General features: G+C 47.2%; 17 protein-coding genes. 6 read left to right on the forward strand and 11 right to left on the reverse strand.

Features of this window, described 5'->3' with window-relative positions:
- Positions 1 to 119 precede the first annotated feature (119 nt).
- From KDK17_RS04090 to KDK17_RS04100, 3 genes are all read left to right on the forward strand, one after another.
- On the forward strand, positions 120 to 1,337 hold the full coding sequence (locus KDK17_RS04090) for a hypothetical protein (RefSeq protein WP_257287408.1): 1,218 nt from the start codon (positions 120 to 122) through the stop codon (positions 1,335 to 1,337).
- A 636-nt stretch (positions 1,338 to 1,973) separates the two neighbouring features.
- Positions 1,974 to 3,491, forward strand: coding sequence for a fumarate hydratase (locus KDK17_RS04095; protein ID WP_257254191.1), 1,518 nt, complete (start codon positions 1,974 to 1,976; stop codon positions 3,489 to 3,491).
- A gap of 229 nt (positions 3,492 to 3,720) precedes the next feature.
- Positions 3,721 to 4,080 carry a hypothetical protein gene (locus tag KDK17_RS04100; protein ID WP_257254190.1) on the forward strand — a complete coding sequence of 120 codons (360 nt, stop codon included), beginning with the start codon at positions 3,721 to 3,723 and terminating at the stop codon, positions 4,078 to 4,080.
- Between the two features lie 114 nt (positions 4,081 to 4,194).
- Here KDK17_RS04100 and KDK17_RS04105 read toward each other — a convergent pair whose 3' ends face one another.
- The 4 genes from KDK17_RS04105 to KDK17_RS04120 form a co-directional block, all read right to left on the reverse strand.
- Positions 4,195 to 7,050, reverse strand: a complete 2,856-nt coding sequence (locus KDK17_RS04105; RefSeq protein ID WP_257287409.1) for a valine--tRNA ligase — start codon at positions 7,048 to 7,050, stop codon at positions 4,195 to 4,197.
- 65 nt (positions 7,051 to 7,115) lie between these two features.
- Positions 7,116 to 7,511 carry a hypothetical protein gene (locus KDK17_RS04110; RefSeq protein WP_257254186.1) on the reverse strand — a complete coding sequence of 132 codons (396 nt, stop codon included), beginning with the start codon at positions 7,509 to 7,511 and terminating at the stop codon, positions 7,116 to 7,118.
- Between the two features lie 21 nt (positions 7,512 to 7,532).
- A complete protein-coding gene (locus tag KDK17_RS04115) occupies positions 7,533 to 7,964 on the reverse strand; it encodes a DNA polymerase III subunit chi (protein WP_257254185.1) in 432 nt (143 codons plus the stop codon).
- Between the two features lie 140 nt (positions 7,965 to 8,104).
- Entirely contained in the window at positions 8,105 to 9,586 is a 1,482-nt protein-coding gene (locus KDK17_RS04120; RefSeq protein WP_257274282.1) for a leucyl aminopeptidase, read from the reverse strand.
- A gap of 510 nt (positions 9,587 to 10,096) precedes the next feature.
- Here KDK17_RS04120 and lptF point away from each other — a divergent pair.
- A complete protein-coding gene (gene lptF / locus KDK17_RS04125) occupies positions 10,097 to 11,206 on the forward strand; it encodes an LPS export ABC transporter permease LptF (protein ID WP_257274280.1) in 1,110 nt (369 codons plus the stop codon).
- On the forward strand, positions 11,199 to 12,257 hold the full coding sequence (gene lptG, locus KDK17_RS04130; RefSeq protein ID WP_257274279.1) for an LPS export ABC transporter permease LptG: 1,059 nt from the start codon (positions 11,199 to 11,201) through the stop codon (positions 12,255 to 12,257). The genes lptF and lptG overlap by 8 nt, the downstream gene beginning before the upstream one ends.
- 120 nt (positions 12,258 to 12,377) lie before the next feature.
- Here lptG and KDK17_RS04135 read toward each other — a convergent pair whose 3' ends face one another.
- From KDK17_RS04135 to yghU, 3 genes are all read right to left on the reverse strand, one after another.
- A complete protein-coding gene (locus tag KDK17_RS04135; RefSeq protein WP_257274278.1) occupies positions 12,378 to 12,860 on the reverse strand; it encodes an RDD family protein in 483 nt (160 codons plus the stop codon).
- A 129-nt stretch (positions 12,861 to 12,989) separates the two neighbouring features.
- Positions 12,990 to 13,523, reverse strand: a complete 534-nt coding sequence (locus tag KDK17_RS04140) for a methylated-DNA--[protein]-cysteine S-methyltransferase (RefSeq protein ID WP_257274277.1) — start codon at positions 13,521 to 13,523, stop codon at positions 12,990 to 12,992.
- A gap of 127 nt (positions 13,524 to 13,650) precedes the next feature.
- A complete protein-coding gene (gene yghU / locus KDK17_RS04145) occupies positions 13,651 to 14,505 on the reverse strand; it encodes a glutathione-dependent disulfide-bond oxidoreductase (protein WP_257274276.1) in 855 nt (284 codons plus the stop codon).
- Between the two features lie 202 nt (positions 14,506 to 14,707).
- On the opposite strand from yghU, the gene KDK17_RS04150 reads away from it, so the two are divergent.
- A complete protein-coding gene (locus tag KDK17_RS04150) occupies positions 14,708 to 18,073 on the forward strand; it encodes a hypothetical protein (RefSeq protein ID WP_257287410.1) in 3,366 nt (1,121 codons plus the stop codon).
- A 137-nt stretch (positions 18,074 to 18,210) separates the two neighbouring features.
- On the opposite strand, the gene KDK17_RS04155 is transcribed toward KDK17_RS04150, so the two are convergent.
- The 4 genes from KDK17_RS04155 to KDK17_RS04170 all read right to left on the reverse strand — a co-directional run bounded on the left by KDK17_RS04155 (position 18,211) and on the right by KDK17_RS04170 (position 21,242).
- The gene (locus tag KDK17_RS04155) at positions 18,211 to 18,753 is read right to left on the reverse strand and encodes a DUF3833 domain-containing protein (protein ID WP_257287411.1); all 543 of its coding nucleotides are present in this window, start codon (positions 18,751 to 18,753) and stop codon (positions 18,211 to 18,213) included.
- Positions 18,740 to 19,459 (reverse strand): hypothetical protein, encoded by a 720-nt coding sequence (locus KDK17_RS04160; protein ID WP_257287412.1) that lies wholly within the window; start codon positions 19,457 to 19,459, stop codon positions 18,740 to 18,742. Before KDK17_RS04160 ends, KDK17_RS04155 begins: the two co-directional genes overlap by 14 nt.
- A 23-nt stretch (positions 19,460 to 19,482) precedes the next feature.
- The gene (locus tag KDK17_RS04165; protein WP_257287413.1) at positions 19,483 to 20,001 is read right to left on the reverse strand and encodes a DUF2878 domain-containing protein; all 519 of its coding nucleotides are present in this window, start codon (positions 19,999 to 20,001) and stop codon (positions 19,483 to 19,485) included.
- 296 nt (positions 20,002 to 20,297) lie between these two features.
- The gene (locus tag KDK17_RS04170) at positions 20,298 to 21,242 is read right to left on the reverse strand and encodes an integron integrase (RefSeq protein WP_257287414.1); all 945 of its coding nucleotides are present in this window, start codon (positions 21,240 to 21,242) and stop codon (positions 20,298 to 20,300) included.
- Positions 21,243 to 21,423: the final 181 nt, after the last annotated feature.

Here is a 21,423-nt window from a genome sequence, read left to right on the forward strand (position 1 = left end):
GGCGTACAAGATTAGGTCTTTGTGCTGTGGGTGGGGCTTAATGTCTACCCTAAGAGTGCCGATTAGCAGTGATGGATGGATAGAATGTTTCTGTCCAGTAGTCAAATAGGTGACAAAGCATGGTTTCCTATAGTCTTTTCGCAAGAACTTTCTTTACCCTTGCACTTGGATATTTAGCCATGAATGCTAACGCAGATGATGATTTGGCTGATAGCATCACCGAGTACAGTGTTACTTTTGATGAGTTATACGATGAAATTGTCGTCGCACATCGACAAGGGGATAGTTGCCACCTTATTATTTCACATTCTCTCGGTTCCTATACACACCCGGCACAGTCACTAAAGCCAAGTGTTGCAATTATCCTCCCTGAAACTATTTATAGGAAAAACTCGCTTTTTAGTATGGAGCTCTGGCCGGCTTCTTACTCTTTAAATCAAAATCGGTTGTTGTCTCCTTCCTTAGATCAAGGCGTAGTGACTCATGAGCCTCTTCAAGAGTTTTCACCCGAGACATTAATTCAAATGTCATCTACTGAGGGTGATCAACGATCTGGCTTCCCCCTTGCCCTCCCGATAGGACCCATTGAAATCCAAAACCAGGATCAGTTATATGTGATTGACCCCATTCTTAAAGATCCAACAGTTACTATTTCCGGGAGCACTGCTTCATCCAGTGTTGAAAATGAACCAGCATCACGAAAACGACCAGCTTCAGGCAAAAGTGCCATTAAGGAGGCCTCGCGACCGAAGCTAATAAGAACCGAGTCTCATGCAAAGTCATTAACTGATGCCACCCCGGGACTGCTACCTCCGGAAGAAGAGTCCTCCCATGGTGCTGCTTCTGAAAGATCTACTATAAGTGAGCACGATCACTATCACTTTCATATCACAGGGCAACTTCTTTTAGGTATTGAGCCCCCACGCACATCAAAATCAAAAAAAAAGATGAGAGAAAAAACGGTTACTATTCCAGTAACGATACTTGTCAGCGCCAACACTGCAGAGGGAACAGCTCAGATAGACTCCCTTTCATCTAATGACTCAAAGTATGCAATTAATATATTCCGCAAACCGCCTCAAGCCAGCTCGTCAGTCAAATTATTGCCGGATAATAACCTTCAGGAAACCTGGAAGGTAGTAAAGAGGCGGGCAATTAGAAAGATCCGGGAAGAGCTTATTTACCCGAAAGTTTTTGGTGTCAGTCAGATAATAGAGTCCTACCCCTCATCAGACGCCAAAACAATATGGGTGATGCCAAAAATAAAATTGCAGGTCATTGATGAAAATGATTCCATAAGCTCTGTAGTAAATATGTTCATAGAATCCAGCCCTTAACTTCAATTTCCTGCCCAGCGATGCTGCGGGTAACTCTGCACTCGTCACTATTTTGATGTCAGGCAGTAGCTTTGGACATTAGCTATGTAACTGGAGAGCTGGCAATCCTCCCCGACATCCTCCTTTAACTGATTCATATCTAAAATCTCAACAGGTTGCACTTATCCTCTCATTTCAACCTTTTCTGTTCTGTAGAAAAGCCCTCTTTGCAATGCTTTTGTGTTTTTCCGCTTTAGCGTATCAACCGAAACCATGATTCTGCTGTAACCCGTGTTGTCAGGTATAATGTGTCGTTTTGTTTCGGTAATCCGTGATAAAAAGTGAAAGATCCTGTTTTCAATCCATGTTTTCTGATGCCAAGCATTGATATACTGGCCGGGCAAATGAGGAGGGGAAGTCCATAGGAAACCGTTAAAACTGTCAGGTTTCGATGGGTTCTTCATTGATGTTTTGATCTGCACGACAGACGTTTCTGTTCAGAGCAGTAACGAAAAACAGAGCCGGTTAACCGGTCAGGGTCCTGAAGGCTGTTCTTCAGAGATCGTAATACTTTGAAGCTTGCAAATCCGGAGTCTGTTGGAGCTGTGCTTTGGGCACGACAGGTATCTGGACCGAACATGGGAGTTGGGGAGCGCAATGCCATTAATTCGTGAAGAGGATCTGATTGAGAGCGTAGCTGACGCTCTGCAATTTATCTCCTGTTATCATCCGCTGGACTTTATTCACGCTGTTCATGATGCCTGGAAGAAAGAGCCCTCCAAGGCAGCCAAAGACGCCATGGCCCAGATTCTGATTAATTCCAGAATGTGTGCCATGGGTAAACGACCCATTTGTCAGGATACCGGTATTGTTACTGTCTTTCTCAAAATCGGTATGAATGTCCGCTTCGAAAGTGACCGAAGTGTCGAGGATATGGTGAATGAAGGTGTTCGCCGTGCCTACACGCACCCGGAAAATGTTCTCCGTGCCTCCGTTTTGGAAGATCCGGCAGGTGCCCGTAAAAATACCAGAGACAACACACCTGCTGTTATCCATATGACTTTGGTGCCAGGGGATACTGTTGATGTCCAGGTGGCAGCCAAAGGAGGCGGTTCTGAGAACAAGTCCAAGCTGGCTATGCTTAACCCGTCTGATGATATTGTTGAGTGGGTCAGGAAAACTGTGCCAACGATGGGTGCGGGCTGGTGTCCTCCGGGTATGCTGGGCATTGGTATCGGTGGTACGGCCGAAAAAGCCATGGTGCTGGCCAAGGAATCCCTGATGGAACCTATCGATATTCATGAACTCAGAGAGCGCGGACCCGGTAACCGGGTTGAAGAACTGCGTTTGGAGATCATGGATGCCGTTAATAGTCTGGGTATTGGTGCACAGGGTCTGGGCGGTCTCACCACAGTGCTTGATATCAAAATCAAGGATTACCCGACTCATGCTGCTTCTCTGCCTGTAGCGATGATTCCAAACTGTGCTGCTACACGACATGCACATTTTGTACTGGACGGCAGTGGCCCCGTGATTCAGGAAGCTCCGAGTCTGGATGATTACCCTGAAGTCGCTCTGGATATGAGTGAAGGGGTGCGAAAAGTCAATGTTGACGACATCTCAAAAGAAGAGATCAAAGGCTGGAAACCCGGTGACACAGTACTGCTGTCAGGAAAAATCCTGACGGGTCGCGATGCTGCCCACAAGCGCATGGTTGATATGATGTCCTGTGGTGAAGAGCTGCCTGTTGATTTGAAAGGTCGCTTTATTTATTACGTAGGACCTGTTGATCCGGTTCGTGATGAAGTGGTTGGTCCGGCGGGTCCGACGACTTCTACCCGTATGGACAAATTTACCCGCACTATGCTGGAGCAGACAGGTCTGGCTGGAATGATTGGCAAGGCTGAACGGGGTGATGCTGCGATTGATGCGATCAGGGATAACGAATCTGTCTATCTGATCGCCGTGGGTGGAGCCGCCTATCTGGTTTCCCAGGCTGTCAAGAAAGCAGAAGTGGTTGCCTTCCCTGAGCTGGGGATGGAAGCCATCTACGAATTTGAGGTCAAGGATATGCCAGTGACCGTAGCGGTGGATCACACCGGTGATTCTGTCCACAAAACCGGACCACAAATCTGGAAGCAGAAAATTGAAGAGCAGGTTCTTGATATCAAATAAGTGTTCAGGCGCCTGAATTGGGTCAGCTTCCTGGGGCTGGCCTTGTTTCATTCGTTTCTTTATTCCTCCGTTTTCTCTCTCCTGATGACTTTTTACCCACTTTATGGGTTTGCCGAGTCTTCTTCCTTGCCTGATTAAATGCTGTCAATAATGCCGTAATCTGGATGTCAGACCAGAGAAAAGCGGGGTTCTATAATCAATTTATAAGACCGTTCAGTAAGGGCGAATTATGGTTGACGATTCTGATCAGGGTGATGAGCCCACTTCAGGTCCGGGAAATCTTGAAAAAGGTGAGTTTCTTTTTTTCTGGAAGAGCTTGTTTGCAAGGGTTAAACGGTTTTTCTCTGACAGGGAAGTCATTCTCAGAATAGATGATGATTCCAGAGTCGTACGGGCTAATTTGTTGAACCTTCAGATTGAAGATCGATTTGAGCACTTCTGGATTGAAGAGCGGGCAGAGGGTGTTGAAGAAGACGGTGATTCTGATTCGGTCGTTGGGCACGAGCTGTTTTCAGAGCTACTGGCTGCTGAAGAAGAGTGGATAAGATTGCAACGGATCAGGAATCAATTCCGGAAAAACAACGATTAGGGGCAACTGCTTTTGCGTCCCTGGCAAATCGCTAAAGAAGGCCTGTCTGCTTCTGCTCACAGGCCTTTCGTTCATTCAGGAGTCAAAAAAGGTAAACTGAACGTCTACCGTTTTTTACAGAGCCTGAATCGCTTTGAGCTGTTCATCCAAACGTTCTCTGGCAGCCAGGGCTTCGGCCAACTTTCCGCGCTCTTTTTCAACCACTTCGGGTTTGGCGTTGTTGATGAACTTTTCATTGGCCAGTTTGCCTTCAAAGCGCTGAACCTCCTTATTCAGTCGTTCAACTGCTTTGCTCAGACGGGCTGCTTCCTTGTCCTTGTCGATCAGGCCAGCCATCGGTACCAAAACTTCCATCTTGCCGACCAATTGAGTGGTTGACATAGGCGCTTCTTCGTCAGAGTTCAGTGCACGAATGTCTGACAATTTAGCCAAAGACTTAAGAAAAGTGCTGTTTTCATCAAGACGACGATAGTCGTCAGAAGAGAGGTTGCGCAGCAGTACATTCAGTTCACGACTAGGGCCAATATTGAGTTCAGCACGGATATTGCGGATGCCGGTGATAAAGCCTTTCAGCCATTCGATGTCCTGCTCGGCAGTTTCGTCCAGCTTGCTTTCATCAAAAGTCGGGTAGCTCTGCAGCATCAGGGTTTCACCTTTAACGCCGGCTTCTTTCTTGATGTTCTGCCAGATCTCTTCAGTAATAAACGGCATGAATGGGTGAGCCAGACGCATAATGGTTTCCAGAACCCGAACCAGTGTACGACGGGTTCCACGCTTCAGGGCTTCGGAAGCGTCTTCATTCCATAGCACAGGCTTGGAAAGCTCCAGATACCAGGCACAGTATTCATTCCAGATGAAGTCGTACAGATTCTGGGAGGCGTGATCCAGACGGAAGTCCGTCAGGTTCTTTTCAAGTTGGGCTTCCAGACGTTGCAGTCGGGAAATAACCCACTTGTCCGCCAGGGTCAGTTCAATGTCCTCACCATGCTGGCCACAGTCCTCACCCTTAGTGTTCATCTGAACGTAGTTGGCTGCGTTCCAGATCTTGTTGCAGAAGTTTCTATAACCTTCCAGACGTTTCATATCCCAGTTAATGTCACGACCGGTAGAAGCCAGTGAGTAGAGGGTGTAACGCAGAGCGTCAGTACCGTGCGCCGCTATGCCTTCAGAGAAGGTTTTACGGGTACGTTTTTCAATTTTTGCCGCCAGTTGTGGCTGCATCATATTGCCGGTGCGTTTTTCAACCAGATCTTCCAGACTGATGCCGTCGATCATATCCAGAGGGTCCAGCACGTTACCCTTGGACTTGGACATCTTGTCGCCATTCTCATCACGAATCAGGCCGGTCATATAGACGTACTTGAAGGGTACCTGAGGGTTGCCGTCTTCATCTTTGACAAAATGCATGGTCATCATGATCATCCGGGCAACCCAGAAGAAAATGATGTCAAAGCCGGAAACCAGAACATCTGTGGGGTGGAAGGTTTTCAGACGCTCTGTGTTTTCAGGCCAGCCCAGGGTGCCAAAAGTCCAGAGTGCAGCAGAGAACCAGGTATCCAGCACGTCGTCGTCCTGTCTCAGGCTGACTCCGGCCGGAATGTTGTTTTCCTGTCGTACGTCTTCTTCACTGCGACCTACATAAACATTCCCTTTTTCATCATACCAGGCTGGAATGCGGTGGCCCCACCAGAGTTGGCGGGAGATACACCAGTCCTGGATATCCTGCATCCAGGAAAAGTACATGTTTTCGTACTGTTTGGGGACAAACTGAATGCGGCCATCTTTAACCGCTTCAATGGCAGGTTTTGCCAGCGGCTCGGCACGGACAAACCACTGATCCGTGAGCAGAGGTTCGATGACAACGTCTGAACGGTCGCCGTATGGCACCATCAGTTCGTGATCCTTGATCTCTTCCAGCAGCCCGGCTGCTTCAAAGTCAGCGATGATGGCTCTACGTGCGGCAAAACGCTCCATGCCACGGTATTTCTCAGGAATGGGGGCGTCAATGTCGTGATTGTTGGAACCATCAATGTTAAAGACTTCACCCCGTTCACTGATATGCCCTTCCAGAGTCATGACATTGATCATGGGCAGACCGCAACGCTTACCCACTTCGTTATCGTTGAAGTCATGAGCTGGAGTGATTTTTACACAACCTGTGCCTTTTTCTATGTCAGCATGTTCATCGGCAACGACAGGAATACGACGGTTGACCAGTGGCAGAATAATGTCTTTTCCGATCAGGCTCTTGTAGCGTTCGTCTTCGGGATTAACGGCAACACCTGTGTCCCCCAGCATGGTTTCCGGACGGGTTGTGGCGACCACAATGTAGTCTTTGCCTTCTGCGGTTTTTTCGCCATCAGCCAGAGGGTAACGCAAGTGCCACATGTGACCCCTGACATCCTTGTTCAGCACTTCCAGATCAGAGATGGCGGTATGAAGTTTGGGGTCCCAGTTGACCAGGCGTTTGCCACGATAGATCAGATTGTCTTTGTATAGGCGAACGAATACTTCCTGAACAGCTTTGTAGAAGCCTTTGTCCATGGTGAAGCGTTCATTGTCCCAGTCAACAGAGGCTCCGAGACGACGCAGCTGACGGGTGATGTTATCACCGGACTTTTCTTTCCATTCCCAGATCTTGTCGGTAAAGGCTGCACGGCCGAAATCGTGACGTGTCTTGCCTTCTTCAGCCTGCACTTTACGCTCTACCACCATCTGTGTAGCAATACCGGCATGGTCAGTACCCACCTGCCACAGGGTATTACTGCCTTTCATGCGCTGGTAACGAATCAGGGCGTCCATAATAGAGTCCTGAAAAGCATGACCCATATGCAGACTGCCGGTGACATTGGGCGGTGGAATCATGATGGAGTAGGGAGAGCCCTTGCCGGAGGGGGCAAAGTAGCCTTTTTCTTCCCAGGTCTGATACCAGCTGCGCTCAATCGCGTGAGGGTTAAACGTTTTTTCCATAACTACAGGGTTCTGACAGGTTCTGATCTAAACCGCGCAGTATACACGGAACAGGCAGGGCAGTGTTAATCCGACAGATTTTCGGGCATCTGGTCCAGAAGATGATCCAGGTAGTTGTTTAGCTCGCGGTTCAGCTGAGCTTCGACCCTGACCAGCTCTTCATCAATGATTTCCCGGATGAGCAGTCGGGCCTGTTTGCGTAGCCGGGTTTTCAGTTCTGACTGTTTGACGCCGCGGTTAAGCGGAGGTTTCAGAGTAGGCGGTTCCTGCGGTTCAGTCTGTTGATAATTCTCTGTGACATCCAGAATTGTGACAGTCTGTCTGGTTTCTTCCTGGTCAGCAAGGTCGGTGAGAACAGGGATGTGTTGATTGAGATGATCATTACGATCTATCTCATCCTTTAAGAGGGTTTTCAGTCTTTCCTGTTCATCCAGCAGACCTTCCGTCTTTTTCTGGCTCATGTGCTTTACCCGCTAATGGCTTTAACCCTGTATTTGGTGGGTTTCTGGCTGGATGCCGTCTGCAACGTAAGCCCTGAACTTTTCACGGAGAACCTCAACCGGACCCGGACTCTGATCAACAATTTCGCAAGTTCGGACAAAGTTTTTGTAAAAGGCCGGAATTTGATTGGACAGATTGATCAGCAGGGTGTTGTCGTCCATCGATTTCGGTGGTTTATATCCCAGGGTGATCGGCGCCCCCGTGGCTTTGCTGTTGATGATCTGGTGCGGCAGGAAACTATCTTCACGCCACTCCCAAAGCAGTCGGTCGAGAGTTTCGCACTGGATGTCATTATCCGTATGAATATGAACAGCCATACCATTACGCCACGCTCTGTCGGTCAACCGACAGGCGAATTTTTTAACGGCTTGTGCTGACTGCTGTTGCAGCAAATAGAAGGTTACTCGGGACATGAGGTTGAGTGTAATGGGAAATGATGCTGGTTGAAAGGTCGCTGACTTCTATCCGTCGTGAGTCGGATATTGAAAGCTGCGTTGAAGCTTTTCCGAAAGCGGGGTTGTGAGTCTCCATCGATCCGCAACCCCAAAGAGTATTAAAGCTGGTTAAGCAGATATTGAATCAGCATGGGGACGGGGCGACCGGTAGCGCCTTTGGCTTTACCGGAAGTCCATGCCGTACCGGCGATGTCCAGGTGAGCCCATGGGTAGCTTTCTGTAAAGCGCGCCAGGAAACAGGCGGCTGTGATGGTGCCAGCCGAACGGCCACCGATGTTGGCCATATCGGCAAAGTTGGAATCCAGCTGAGCCTGGTACTCTTCACCCATTGGCAGCTGCCAGGCTTGGTCAGAAGCGTCTTTGGAGGCTTTCAGCAGTGCTTCAGCCAGCTCATCATTGTTACTCAGAAGACCGGTGGTGTGGTGACCCAGGGCAATGACGCAGGCACCTGTAAGTGTGGCAACATCGATCACAGCTTTGGGCTTGTAACGCTCAGCGTAGGTCAGAGCGTCGCAGAGTACCAGGCGGCCTTCGGCGTCGGTATTAAGGATCTCAATGGTCTGACCCGACATTGAGGTTACGATGTCGCCCGGACGGGTAGCGTTGCCACTGGGCATATTCTCGGCGGCGGCGACCATGCCCACGATATTGATGGGCAGGTTCAGTGCCAGAATGGTCTGCATGGCGCCAAAAATACTGGCTGCACCACACATGTCGAATTTCATTTCGTCCATGGCGGCCCCTGGCTTCAGGGAAATACCACCAGTATCAAAGGTGATGCCTTTACCCAGCAGGACTATTGGTTTCTCGCCACGTTTGCCGCCTTTGTAGTCCATCAGGATCAACTTGGATTCCTGATCGGAGCCCTGGCCTACGGAAAGCAGAGAGTTCATACCCAGATCAGACATCTGTTTTTCGCCCAGAATCTTGGCGGTCATCCTGGCATGGGATTTCGCCAAAGCTTTGGCCTGGTCTGCCAGATAAGTCGGGTGGCAGACGTTGCCAGGCAGGTTGCCCAGAGTTCGAGCAAGGTTACGGCCTTCACCAATGGCCTGGCCTTCAGCAATAGCCTGATTCAGAGCTTTTGCCTGTTTGCGCTCAGCCAGAAACGTGACCTTCTTCAATGTCAGTGCATCGGCACTTTTGCTCTTGAACTCGTCGAACCGGTAGAATGCATAGACAACGGCTTCTACCAGCTGGCGAACTTTCCAGCTGTGGTCCTTGCCATCTACATCGATATCTTCCAGAGACACCAGTGCGTCTTTGGCAGAGGCCGTCTTCAGTTCAGAGGCAACGGCTTGGGCGAGCTTGATGAACTCACTTTCTTTCAGGGGTGCTTTTCCTTCGCCGGTCGCACAGAGCAAAATTCGCTCAGAGGGGATTTCCGGAACGTGCTGGAGCAACAGGGTCTGACCTGCCTTGTACTTGAGGTCGCCACGTTTGACAATGTTGTCGATGGCACCCTTGCTGGCCTCGTTTACGGCTGATGCTGAGGCGGTAAGCTTTTTCTTCTGCACACCCAGAACCAGGCAGGCAGTTTTCTGCTTCTCTACCGCTCCGCTTTTTACGATAAATTGCATGGTTGCTCCCATAGGACACTTGTCCAGTTATAACTCACGGGGATGCCCCCGATCTCCTGTTAATCTTTCTGACAAATCCCTGATAAATACTCCTGATTGTGCCTTTGACGCTGGCAGCCAAGAGTTACGATTTCGATGGCACCGACAGACACCTGAGTTAGCCCTGTGTGACTCTTGCGGCTACACCCTTTTTTTGCAAAAGGAATGTAAATGATGAGACTTCTTTCATCCGGGCTATAAACTCGAACAGGTTTGTTGGATAATTGTCAGGTCGGGTATTTGAACAGAGCTTGCACAAGAAGTGAATTCCCGCAAGGCTTTCAGAGATAGATTTTAGTCCGTTTATTGTATCAATGTGTCGACAACTGTCTTTCCGGGCAGAAAAAACGTGTTTTGATGGTCGACAAGTAGCCAGGACTGCTCTCTCATCTGGAACCGTAGTACTTACCGTATCTCTCAGGTAAGTGAGTTTTACTTTCAATGAACCGGCGGAAACAGTAACTCAAGATCATGCCTTCGATCCTTTTTCGATACCTGGCCAAAGAAATGCTCAAGGTCACATTGGCCGTTACCGGTGTTGTGCTCCTGATTATCATGAGTGGCCGTTTTGTGAACTATCTTGCACAGGCTGCAAATGGCTCGCTGAACGCCGACATCCTTTTTGCCATCATGGGTTACAGAATGCCCGAGTTCCTGGTGATGATTATTCCCATGGGGTTGTTTCTGGGCATTATCATGGCTTATGGCAGGCTCTACGCAGAAAATGAAATGACAGTTATGGGGGCTTGTGGTGTCAGTCAGGGACAGTTGCTGCGCATGACCATGATTCCCGCCCTGGGTGTCATGATAGTGGTGGCTCTTCTGAGTATTCTTGTCGCTCCCTGGGGGATAAAGCAGGTCGAAACCATTCTTCATCAGCAGGATTCCATGACTGAGTTCGACACACTGGTGCCGGGTCGGTTTCAAAAGTTTGAGGGAGCTAACCGGGTCACTTACACCGAGTCGCTGACAGATGACAATCAGCAGATGGACAAGGTGTTTATTGCTCACCAGTCAGCCGATCGTGACAGTACAGGGATGTCCCTGGTGTTGGCAGAGCGTGGTCGTATATCTACCACGGAGGAGGCCGGACAGCGATATCTGATCCTGAGTGATGGCTATCGTTACGATCTGACGCCCGGCGGCAAGAAAGTCAGGGTGACCCGGTATGAAACCTATGGCATCCGAATGGAAGAGAGTGCGGTCGCTGAAGAGATCAGTAAAGAGCAGGCTCTACCCACCTCGACATTGCTAGGCTCGGATAATTCCACCTATATAGCGGAGTTGCAGTGGCGAATGTCACTGCCATTATTGATCCCGATTATTGTGTTGCTGGCCGTCCCGCTCTCAAAAGTGAATCCCAGGCAGGGTCGTTTCGTGAAACTCCTGCCCGGTGTATTGCTCTATCTGCTATATCTGGCGTTGCTGATTTTGAGTCGTGGAATGGTTGATGATGGGCGTCTTTCCCCACAAATGGGTGTCTGGTGGGTGCATGGGATTTACCTGCTGCTTGGATTGATCTTTTATTTTCAGGAGCCTTTGCAGGCTATGATTGCCAGAAGGAAAGTTACTCATGCGTAAGCTGGACCGTTATATCGCATGGAACGTAATGGCTTCCATGGTCGTGGTGCTTTTGATTCTGGTGGTGCTGGAATCCATGTTCGCTTTTCTGGGGGAGCTGGATAATGTTCGTGCTAATTATCAGATAGCGGATGTGGTCGTCTATATTTTGCTCCTCATCCCCAAGAAGATTTACGAATTTATCCCGGTGTCTGCCTTGATTGGCTGTCTTGCTGGTCTGGGCAACATGGCCTCAAACAGTGAACTGGTGGTCATGAGAGCGGCAGGTGTTTCGTTGTGGCGGATGGTCTGGTCAGTGATGAAGCCTGCTTTGGTGTTGATTTGCATAGGTATTGTGTTGGGTGAGTACGTGGCACCCACCACAGAACAGATTGCCGAAACCCGGAAGAATATCGCCCGATCTCACAATGGCGAATATTCCGGTGCAGGGGTCTGGCACCGTGAAGGCAATGAATTTATGTATTTTAACGCGGTTGAGCCTAATGGCGTGCTCTACGGTGTGAGTCGATATGTCTTTGATGATGATATGAAACTCAAGGAAAGCTCGTTTGCCAGAAGGGCGATCTATCAGCAGGATCACTGGCTGCTTGAGGATGTCACCCTCAGTCGTATGCAAGGCGATAAAGTGGTCTCAGAAAAAGTGAATACAGAGCCCTGGGATACCAACCTGACAACAACGCTCTTGAAAGTGGTGGTGGTTGAGCCGGATGGCTTGTCTATATCCGGCCTGAATACTTATACCCGTTATCTGGAAGAGCAGGGGCTGGATACGGGTGAATATGCGCTGGCGTTCTGGACAAAAGCACTGCAACCGTTGTCTGTTTTTTCCCTGGTACTGGTAGGAATCTCTTTTGTTTTCGGCCCCTTGCGCTCGGTCAGTATGGGGCTGAGAATCTTTTCGGGGGTGATTACCGGGGTTATATTCATGATTGTGCAGAGCCTGCTGGGGCCTTCCAGCCTGGTGTTTGGTTTCCCGCCAGTGTTGTCTGTTTTGCTGCCGGTTTTGATCTGTGTTGCTATAGGGTCTTTACTGCTATACAGAGCTGCCTGATGACTAAGTGTTACGTTATTTCGTAAGCTATTGGGTTGTTTTTTTAGGGCAAAGGCTAATGGAGATGAGGTTAGACGAGGGCAGTCACTTTCTGGCATTGGCTGCCTGCTATCTGTCTGGTCAGGACTTTTGTTTAGGAATGTACAGTGTTCTGGACCGGGACAACCGATCTTGCCAGCTGAGATGTTCTCGATCCCACAGGCACCAGAAGACACCCAGCCCACAGAGCATAAGGGCAGGAATAGCGGTCAGTGTTCGAATCAGGCATTGACCGATGGAAATATAACCCCCTTCCCGATCGACAATTTGAATGTTCCACGCCTGCATACCCAGAGTCTGGCCTCGACGGGACCAGAAAAAGGCAAAGAAGCTAAAAATGCTCAGAAAAAGTGCAGCATAAAAGATAGGTCCGCCGATGGATTGCCCGCTCTCTGTCATGGCCTTGAGTTCTTTAGCCCCATACACCTTCATCTGAATACCCAGGTTGATAAAACCCACCAGAAACATAATGGCCAAAACCAGAAAACTGTCGTAGATCATGGCAGCCAGTCGCCGCCAGACGGGTGCGGGTTGAGTCTGCTTCTTTTGAGATGTGCCTGACATAAAAACTCCTGTAACAGGCCGCGCAGTTTATCAGTTTCTGTCTTTATGGGCAGCTATGAGATGATCGGACTCGAGTTATATTGATGATATTATTATGGTGAGTCGGAGGTGTTTTATGCATCCTGCCAGTTAATCAAACAGCGAACCCTGTTGATTAGGGAGGCCACCTTCCAGATTAAGTAGCTTTTCTTTAGCCGGTTTACCACCGGCATAGCCCTGTAGCTCACCATTGCTGGCAATAACCCGGTGGCAGGGAATCAGTATTGAAATGCCGTTGGCACCATTGGCATTGGCGACGGCTCTCAGGGCATTTCTGTTGCCTATGGATTCTGCCAGTCCGGCATAGGTGGTGGTCACTCCATAGGGAATATCCTGAAGAGCTTGCCAAACCTGCTTTTGGAAAGCGGTACCTACCAGGAGCAGCGGCACTGAAAAGGTATTCCGCTCTTTACGAAAATACTCCTCCAACTGCTGACGGGTATACTCTATAACTTCGTCGTCTTTCTCGACATACTCAGCTTTGAGCCCATTTTTGACGCGAGCATCAATCCGCAATCTTTTCTTTCGATAGCGCCAGTCACACAGGCACAGCTGCTGGTCAAAGGTACCCAGCATCAGCTCACCAACGGGTGACTTGTAGTATTGGATGTTGATGGTGTTCATAGGAAAGCGTTATAACATATTTTGGCCTGGGATCGTTCTTTTAAGGTGGAAATTATGCTTTGAGGGCTCATTCCCACTCTAAAGAGAAAACAAAGGATAGCTATAAATTTGCTGAATTTCTTAATGCTTAAACAGCTCTCAATAATTTGAAGTCAGACTTATCATGACGCTCCGGCAATTGTTCCTCGGGTTCTCCCCAGGTTCTATTGACCATCCTGCCACGTTTTACTGCCGGGCGAGAGGCAATCTGTTCTGCCCAGCGTTTAACGTTCTTATAAGAGTCCACACTTAAAAACTCTGCAGCGTTGTATAGCTGACCCAAGACCAAAGCACCGTACCAGGGCCAAATCGCGATATCAGCGATGGAGTATTCAGTGCCTGCTATATAGGCATTGTTCGCTAATTGCTTATCCAATACATCCAACTGGCGTTTCACTTCCATGGTGTAACGATTAATCGGGTATTCAAACTTCTCAGGTGCATAGGCATAAAAATGACCAAAGCCCCCACCTAAAAAGGGCGCACTACCCATTTGCCAGAATAACCAGGACATGACTTCTGGACGGCCTTCATTTTGCGGCAAAAACTCGCCAAATTTTTCCGCAAGGTGAACCAGAATGGCACCGGATTCAAAAACACGAACCGGCGTCTCGCCACTGTTATCGATCAATGCCGGAATCTTGGAATTAGGGTTGATATCGACAAACCCGCTACTGAATTGGTCTCCTTCCATGATCTTGATGGGATAGGCATCATATTCGGCTTGATCAATGTTTTTCTCTAACAGCTCTTCCAGCATGATGGTGACTTTGACTCCATTGGGAGTAGCCAACGAATACAGCTGGAACGGGTGCTTTCCCCCAGGCAGTTCCTGATCATGTGTCTTACCTGATACCGGACGATTGATATTGGCAAACTGGCCACCGGATTCATCGTCCCATGTCCAAACCGCCGGGGGAATGTATTGAACTTGTTCGCTCATGCTCTCTATCCTCAAATCAGTCGACCCATACTAGCTCTGAATGCCTTGCGTGAACAGACAATGAAGCGGATAAAACGGTTTCATAAATGGAACACTCAACCAGGAACTTCGTTTAGCTGCCAGGTGCTGCCCGGGAATTGGAATTTTTTTTCCTTCTCATTGTCAAAGGTTGTCAAGGACATTTTGATAAGGGTAAGAAAATATGGATGTAACAGGCAAAAATACTGATACCATAACCGGATCAGGCTTAACTTCCGAAGCCAGTGATTGTAGAGCGACAGGGAATTATAAATGGCTGACGGTACGGCCCACTGAAGACAAAGAGGGGCTTTTCAATCCTGCCAATTATGTATCTGACAACGCTGGAGTATCTGAAAGCAGATCCTCAGGCCCTGACGGCTTGTTTTCACTTAGCGGCTGCACAGTCAGTCATTCCAGAGCTTACAGCCCGAAAACCATCGGAAGAGAAGCAGGAGCTGAAGATAATCAGAAAGTAGCCCTCAGTTTTGGCCAGGTAGGGCAGCCGAAGTTACTGGAATTACTGACTTCAAAACAGGCTGTAAAACCACGTGTCGAAGAAGCATTAGAAAAACTTGCTCGACAGTTTGATAAATTACATGTCAATGTCAGTACAATGGATAAAGTCAATGAGTTGAAAAGAGAGATTAAGGAATACATTGATACTGGTAATCTTACTGTTACTATTACTGAAACCTACATTGAGAATGATTTTAAAATTTTAAATGGTTCTGAATCAGTAAAAAAAATAACGAATGATATTCAAGAAACAGCACGGGAGATCGCTATTTGGGCGGGAGTCGAAAAAAATAATCTGAAAGTACTCACCTACATTATTGAACAAGGGTTCCCCATCGAACAAAAAAATGGCTGGGTGGATCTTAATCCTGAGTCTACCGTATACCTCCCTTTTGATACGATGGAAAAGTTGGTCGGTAACTGCAAAACAGGTTTTCCGGACCTGTTATTCGTCAAGGCTATTTTTGCTGATGCTGATCCTCGCTTTGACGTTCTTTCCGAGGCAGTTTTAAATTCCATATACGGTCATGATGAATTATTTCAGGAGGCAATAGCACAATCAATACCAGCAGCTTCATATAGAAGGTTAATGTTTTTTTTTAATTACCTTCGTTGTAAATGTAATGCCCGTGACATGATAAGAGACCTTATAACTCATAGTTTCGAATACCACCGCATTGCTATGCTTTACAGGATTAGTAAATACCATCGAAGCATAGTACTGGTATTTGTTCTTGAAGCTATTGCACAACAATCACAAAAAGAAGCACAGGAGCAAGTCCGTAAAATTATTGGTTCATTTTGTCAGGATGAACAGCAAGTGATTGCAATGATTGCTATTTTGGGAGGACTGCACCAATGTGCTGAATTATTGACTGAAATAGGTATTACTGTCACCAGACAGGCGTTTATAGAGGCATCGGTTAATCTTGAAAATTCTCCTTTTCTTATGGCTAAAGAGGCTGGTCTGACTAATGAACGATTGTTTGTCAATACAGTGAATCGAGTCGCTCCGTTTTTATGGACCTTGCCCGATAAATTCGGACAGCAGTTGGATCAGGAATGCTTTCGGCTAGATAAAAAAGCAATGTCGTTTATCCAGCTTGTTATTGAGCAAATGCCTATTTGTCAGGAGGAAGGGGATGAATCGAAATATTGGTCAGGGCCGAATTATATAAATAAATTAGTTCTGGGAGATGTAAGCTTGTGGGCAGCAAAAATTTTTTCGGCAATGAATGATACCGGTTTGTCAAACAGATCAGGTCTTTTAAAGGAAGATGACCGGTACTGTGAGACATGGAACACCCTGATCAGCCAGGTTGGATGCTGCAATGGCCTCACCCGTCCTTATGATTTCATGAAATTCATGGACTGGCTTTTGATGGAGGGCCTGTCATGGGTTCGAGCGGGATCGGAATACCGTGAGCAAGAGGCAACCTTTTCACTCAGACTAAAAAGTTATCGGCCGGACTTGTGGCCGGATCCGGGTTATGAGGCTTCGACAACTTCATCAGCGTTATATAATGAACTGGTAGAATATAGCCATCTTGTCACTAACTTACATTTTGACATCATTGAATCATTTCTACGTCTTGCCCCTCCAGGCCATCGAATTCATGTGCTAAATAACTGGTTAAATAATCCTGATTGTGCAAAACAGCGGGAAGTCTTGTTTTGTAGATCTGTGTATCCCCTCAATACTATGGGAAGCCCAAACATTTGGCAGTTGCTTTTATCACTGGATAAAGATTATCAGCCACAGGAAAATCAGTTTGATAATGATTGGAAAAAGCTGAGTAATCCGCAGCAGTGGACAGCACCTCCGTCGATAGAATTATTTACAGGCGAATCTGTCGAGGTCTACGGGCGTACGCTGGCCATTCAACGCACGGATGGCGGCTGGGATTATCTGAAATTTCTCAGCGATACAGAAAAACCGGAAGAACTGGCAAGAGAGGGTAATAAAATCAGCCTGATGGCAGCCATAGCCGACCAGCATGGCTTGAAAAGCTCGATTCCCGAAGTGGTCGGCAGATATCACTGGAATGATGTGCGGACTGATCTGGTGACATTAATACCGCCCGCCAAAAAGGCCAAACTGGAGGAGAAGTGTCGCTACATTGATGGAAAGACAGGTTATTGCCTTCATCTGAAATCAACAAAAGATGCGCCTTATCATTTATACCCTTACGTTCTTGACCCAGTGACAAAGGCGGATCAGATTCACGAGGGACTCTATAAATATGCCCATGATTGCGGTGTTTTATTCAGTTGCGGATTATATGCTCCGGCGGTAATGGCAGCTGACCATGATTCAGTGACCCGGCGAAAGCATCATGTCCTTTCGTCTTATGTGGATGCCACATCCGAGGGGAGAATGCTGCAGTGGAAAAAAGCTTCACAATATCCCAATGTGGGGCCCGTAGGCATGCGAGACACCGGTGACACGAAAACAATAAATGAACTGGGTGAAGATTATTTTTTCTCCAGCAGATGTCAGAAGTTTCTTGATTTTGAACAATCAGAGGATCGAGCCAAGGTGGCATTTTCAGAATTGGCAAAAAATGCCCAGGGGCTGGTATTGCAATATGCTCTGTGTTTTCAAAAACAGTTCAACTCTGGCAATAGGGAGTCCATGCTCAATCATGAGCGTAAAATAAAGGTCATTCTGGCTACTCTGTTTCACAAGGCGTTTCCCCAATTCACAGAAGAGCGCGTGGGTCAGGCCATGAATGAAGATGAACTGCTGTCACAGGCTGTTAGAGAGGTTGTCTACTGGTGTGGCAACGGCAAATTCGTTAACGATATAATGCAAAACATTATACCGAAATCGACATACCCGGGCTCTTCAGAAACGACCAATATTGTTGATTTCACTACACTGCAACCTCGTGAACTGGTCCCCGGCGTTGGTTTTGTTACACGGGATAATGAGCCTAACCTTGGCGTTACTTTTGGTGTCAATCCATTGGTTACGCTGAACGCATTGATTGTAAAGCTATTGGCCAAAGGAGTCCTGGCTTCTCTGTGAGTTCAATCTCTCAGGATAAACAACTTATTGCTGGATGACTGAGCGCTACCGTCAGACTCCCGGGAATAACTTGCATGAACAGGTCATAAAATGGATAAAACTATTTTACAGATGGAATACCAAAACGGGAGCTATGTTCAGCTGCCGGTATCATTCCCGGCTTTGATGATAGTCAGAGTGATATAGCCCACGTCGATACCAAACTTGGTCATAATGGATTCATTGATGATGACTTTATCGCTGACCAGATACATTTTGTCGTCTATCGACACTTCGAGAGGCTTGCCCTTATAGAGGATATTCAGCACATACTCCATAAAGAAAGCATTCCCGGATGTTTTCACAGGCACTGCTTCTTTAACATCTCCGGCACTGGCCAGGTAACTGCCTTTGCCATCCGGCGCGAATGTCCAGATACGTTTTTGTTTTTCTCCGTCGTCAAAAATAAAATCCTCATCCAGGGTACCAATGCCTTGTTCGTCCCAGCTCCCTGTCATTGTGACATTAAAGTAGCGTATTACCTCGCCGCTTCGATTCTTCAGTATCCCATGAGCTGTCAAAGGGCCATTGAAAAAAACCGGTAATGAAAGACTGGGTTTGTTATTTTGATATTGGCTGATATCGACGGAGCCGCAGCCAAATAACAACAGGATCATTAGTAGGGTGCTAATTCGCAACATAGCTAAGCTCTCGATTTTTGAAAGTTGTATGGAAATGATAGCGAATAGTGACGTCCAGATAATCACCATTCTTATCGCTGATATTAGATCGGCCAGAGAACGTCTTAAGCTTTTGACTTTGCTTGTCATAGCTGAGCATAAGCGGAGAAGAGAGCATGCGATACAACCAGCTGTCTGCAGCAATATTAAAGCAAATATGTGTATCTTTCAGATCTTTCTTGCATTTAACTGGTTTTATACGGAGATCGATTTTTCTTTGGTGGCTTGGTATCAGGTATTGAATGACTGTTTCTTTTTCCGTAATGAGAGAGTCCCAACTTGAACGAATATAATGATCGAAGCCGGCATCGATCACCAAGTCAGGAGATAAGGTGATGTCTGATTGTTCAGTGCCTTCCCCGAAGCCAGCTTTGTAAGAAACTTTGTATGCATCGCCGATAAACTCAGTTTTAATCAGTTCACCATTGCGCTGATTTTCCTGAATGATATCAGGCGCAATGTAGCTATCGCTGTAGTCGATGGTTTTGCGGGCGAAAACTTGGCCATCAGCCTCTTTATAAATAACATGATGAGAAAAGGTGTCTGGGAAGCTGTGCTCTTCGGTGTAGGCAAGCTGTTGTGTTCCCATGTGATATGCATAGCCGATAAGAGCTGGATGATCTGCCCTGGTGAGCGGGGAGACCATTAAAATCAGACTGAACATCATGATCGATTTTGGGGGTGAAGACATTAGCATAGAGATTGCATCTGTTTCCTTTCTATATAGCCAATCAGAGTCAATAAAACAGCCCAGACCAAGCCTTCCAGCAGCAGCATTCTCTCCATCGGGATCAAGAGCTGAGACCCGGATAACTTAATGCCTGCCCAATAACTGAATGGCACAATCAGTAATCCTACCAGTGGTGGTAACCAAGAGGTCTTAAATACCCAGTTCATCGAATGTTTCAGAGTCGTCGCGAAGGCAATCCATAAAACGCATAGCCAGATTGGAATCATAAAAGTATTATCATTGTGATATTCAATCCACCCTGTATTCATAATCAAACTGTCAGCGATGATACCAACGACTGGTACGGCAAAGATCAGTCGTAACTCTTGTTCATCGGGTTTCATGAGCGAGAAGTGCGCAACAAGCAAGAAGGCTAACGCGAATAGCGCATACAGATTATTGCCTTGTACAGCAACAAACCAAACCAGCTGAAACAACAAGGCGTTAAGAACTAATAAATGCTTACTTTCTTTAGCCATAATGTATTGACCCTGCCTGCACTCATCGCCGCTCCGGTAAACCATATAACTTCGTTCCTTATCATGCCTGCCAGCCAATATGTTGTTATGTCATTTTCTACGTATAGGTGTTATGAATGGATCACGGAAAATATAAGGCAGCCAAAAATAAGCACTACTACCTATCCTTCAATAAGTAATAGTGGCACAATGTCGCTCAATAGAATCTATTCAGCCAGACAGGCAGGAAACTGTTGAGCCAGTGAGTAGGTGCTCTTCAGCCGTTTCGGGAAACACCTCGGGCGGTAGCGTGCCACTCATATTTTGCACAAAGGACTCTTTACTGCATGACCACCACGGTTTAGAACATGAGTGTAGATCTGGGTTGTCTTCAGGTCTCTGTGTCCAAGAAGCTCCTGAACCGTTCGTATATCGTAGCCATCATCAAGTAAATGGGTGGCAAAAGAATGTCGGAAAGTATGGCAGCTACCTTTCTTTTCTATACCGGATAACTCAATGGCTCGTTTTACCGCTCTTTGCAAAGTACTGTCATCAATATGATGGCGTCGCTCGCGGCCATCTCTTGGATCGATTGAACGCTTGTGAGAACAAAACAGATACTGCCAATGCAGGCTTTTTGCCTCAGATGGGTATTTTGTTGCCAGAGAATCCGGCATCCATACTTCACCAAAACCGGCCTCTTTATCCATGGTATGGAGAAGGCGAACCTCGCTTATGCGAGCTTTTAGCTCAGGAATAAGCAGGTCTGGCAAGATGGTTACCCGATCCTTATTGCCTTTACCACTGCGAACAATAATGGCCATACGGTTGAAATCAATATCCTTAATACGCAGACGAAGGCACTCCATTAGCCGCAACCCGGAACCATACATCAGTTGAACCGGTAATTTGTGTGTAGGGCTGATCACTGTGAAAATTGCATTCACTTCATGCCGTTCAAACACCACAGGAATCTTTGTGGCCTTTTTGGCTTTGACCAGATTGCTGACATCCCCCAAAGGTCTACCTAAAACTTGTTTGTATAAAAAGTTCAGAGCATTCAATGCCTGGTTTTGCGTTGAAGTCGCAACCCGACGCTGAACGGCAAGATAAGTCAAAAACTGTCTGACATGATCAGGCCCTAAATCCTGTGGGTGCTTCATGTTTTGATAACGGATGAAGTACTTGATCCAATAACAATACGACTGTTCAGTTTTATAGCTATAGCGCTTCACTCTGAGGGTGTTGCGTACTTCAGTCATAAAAGGAGATGGCATGGTAAACTCAACAACTGTTATTTTGTACAGTATTATTGAAGAAAATGCCAAAAATGCAAATAACTCACTTGCGGCCTATTCGGGGCAGTGGGTAAAATGGCTTGTAGGCTTTTGATAATTAATGACTTTTCGATAGGTTGAAAAGTTGGGATATATCTCAAGTGAG

This window comes from Endozoicomonas sp. SESOKO2 (assembly GCF_024606245.1).
Classification (GTDB): domain Bacteria; phylum Pseudomonadota; class Gammaproteobacteria; order Pseudomonadales; family Endozoicomonadaceae; genus Endozoicomonas_A.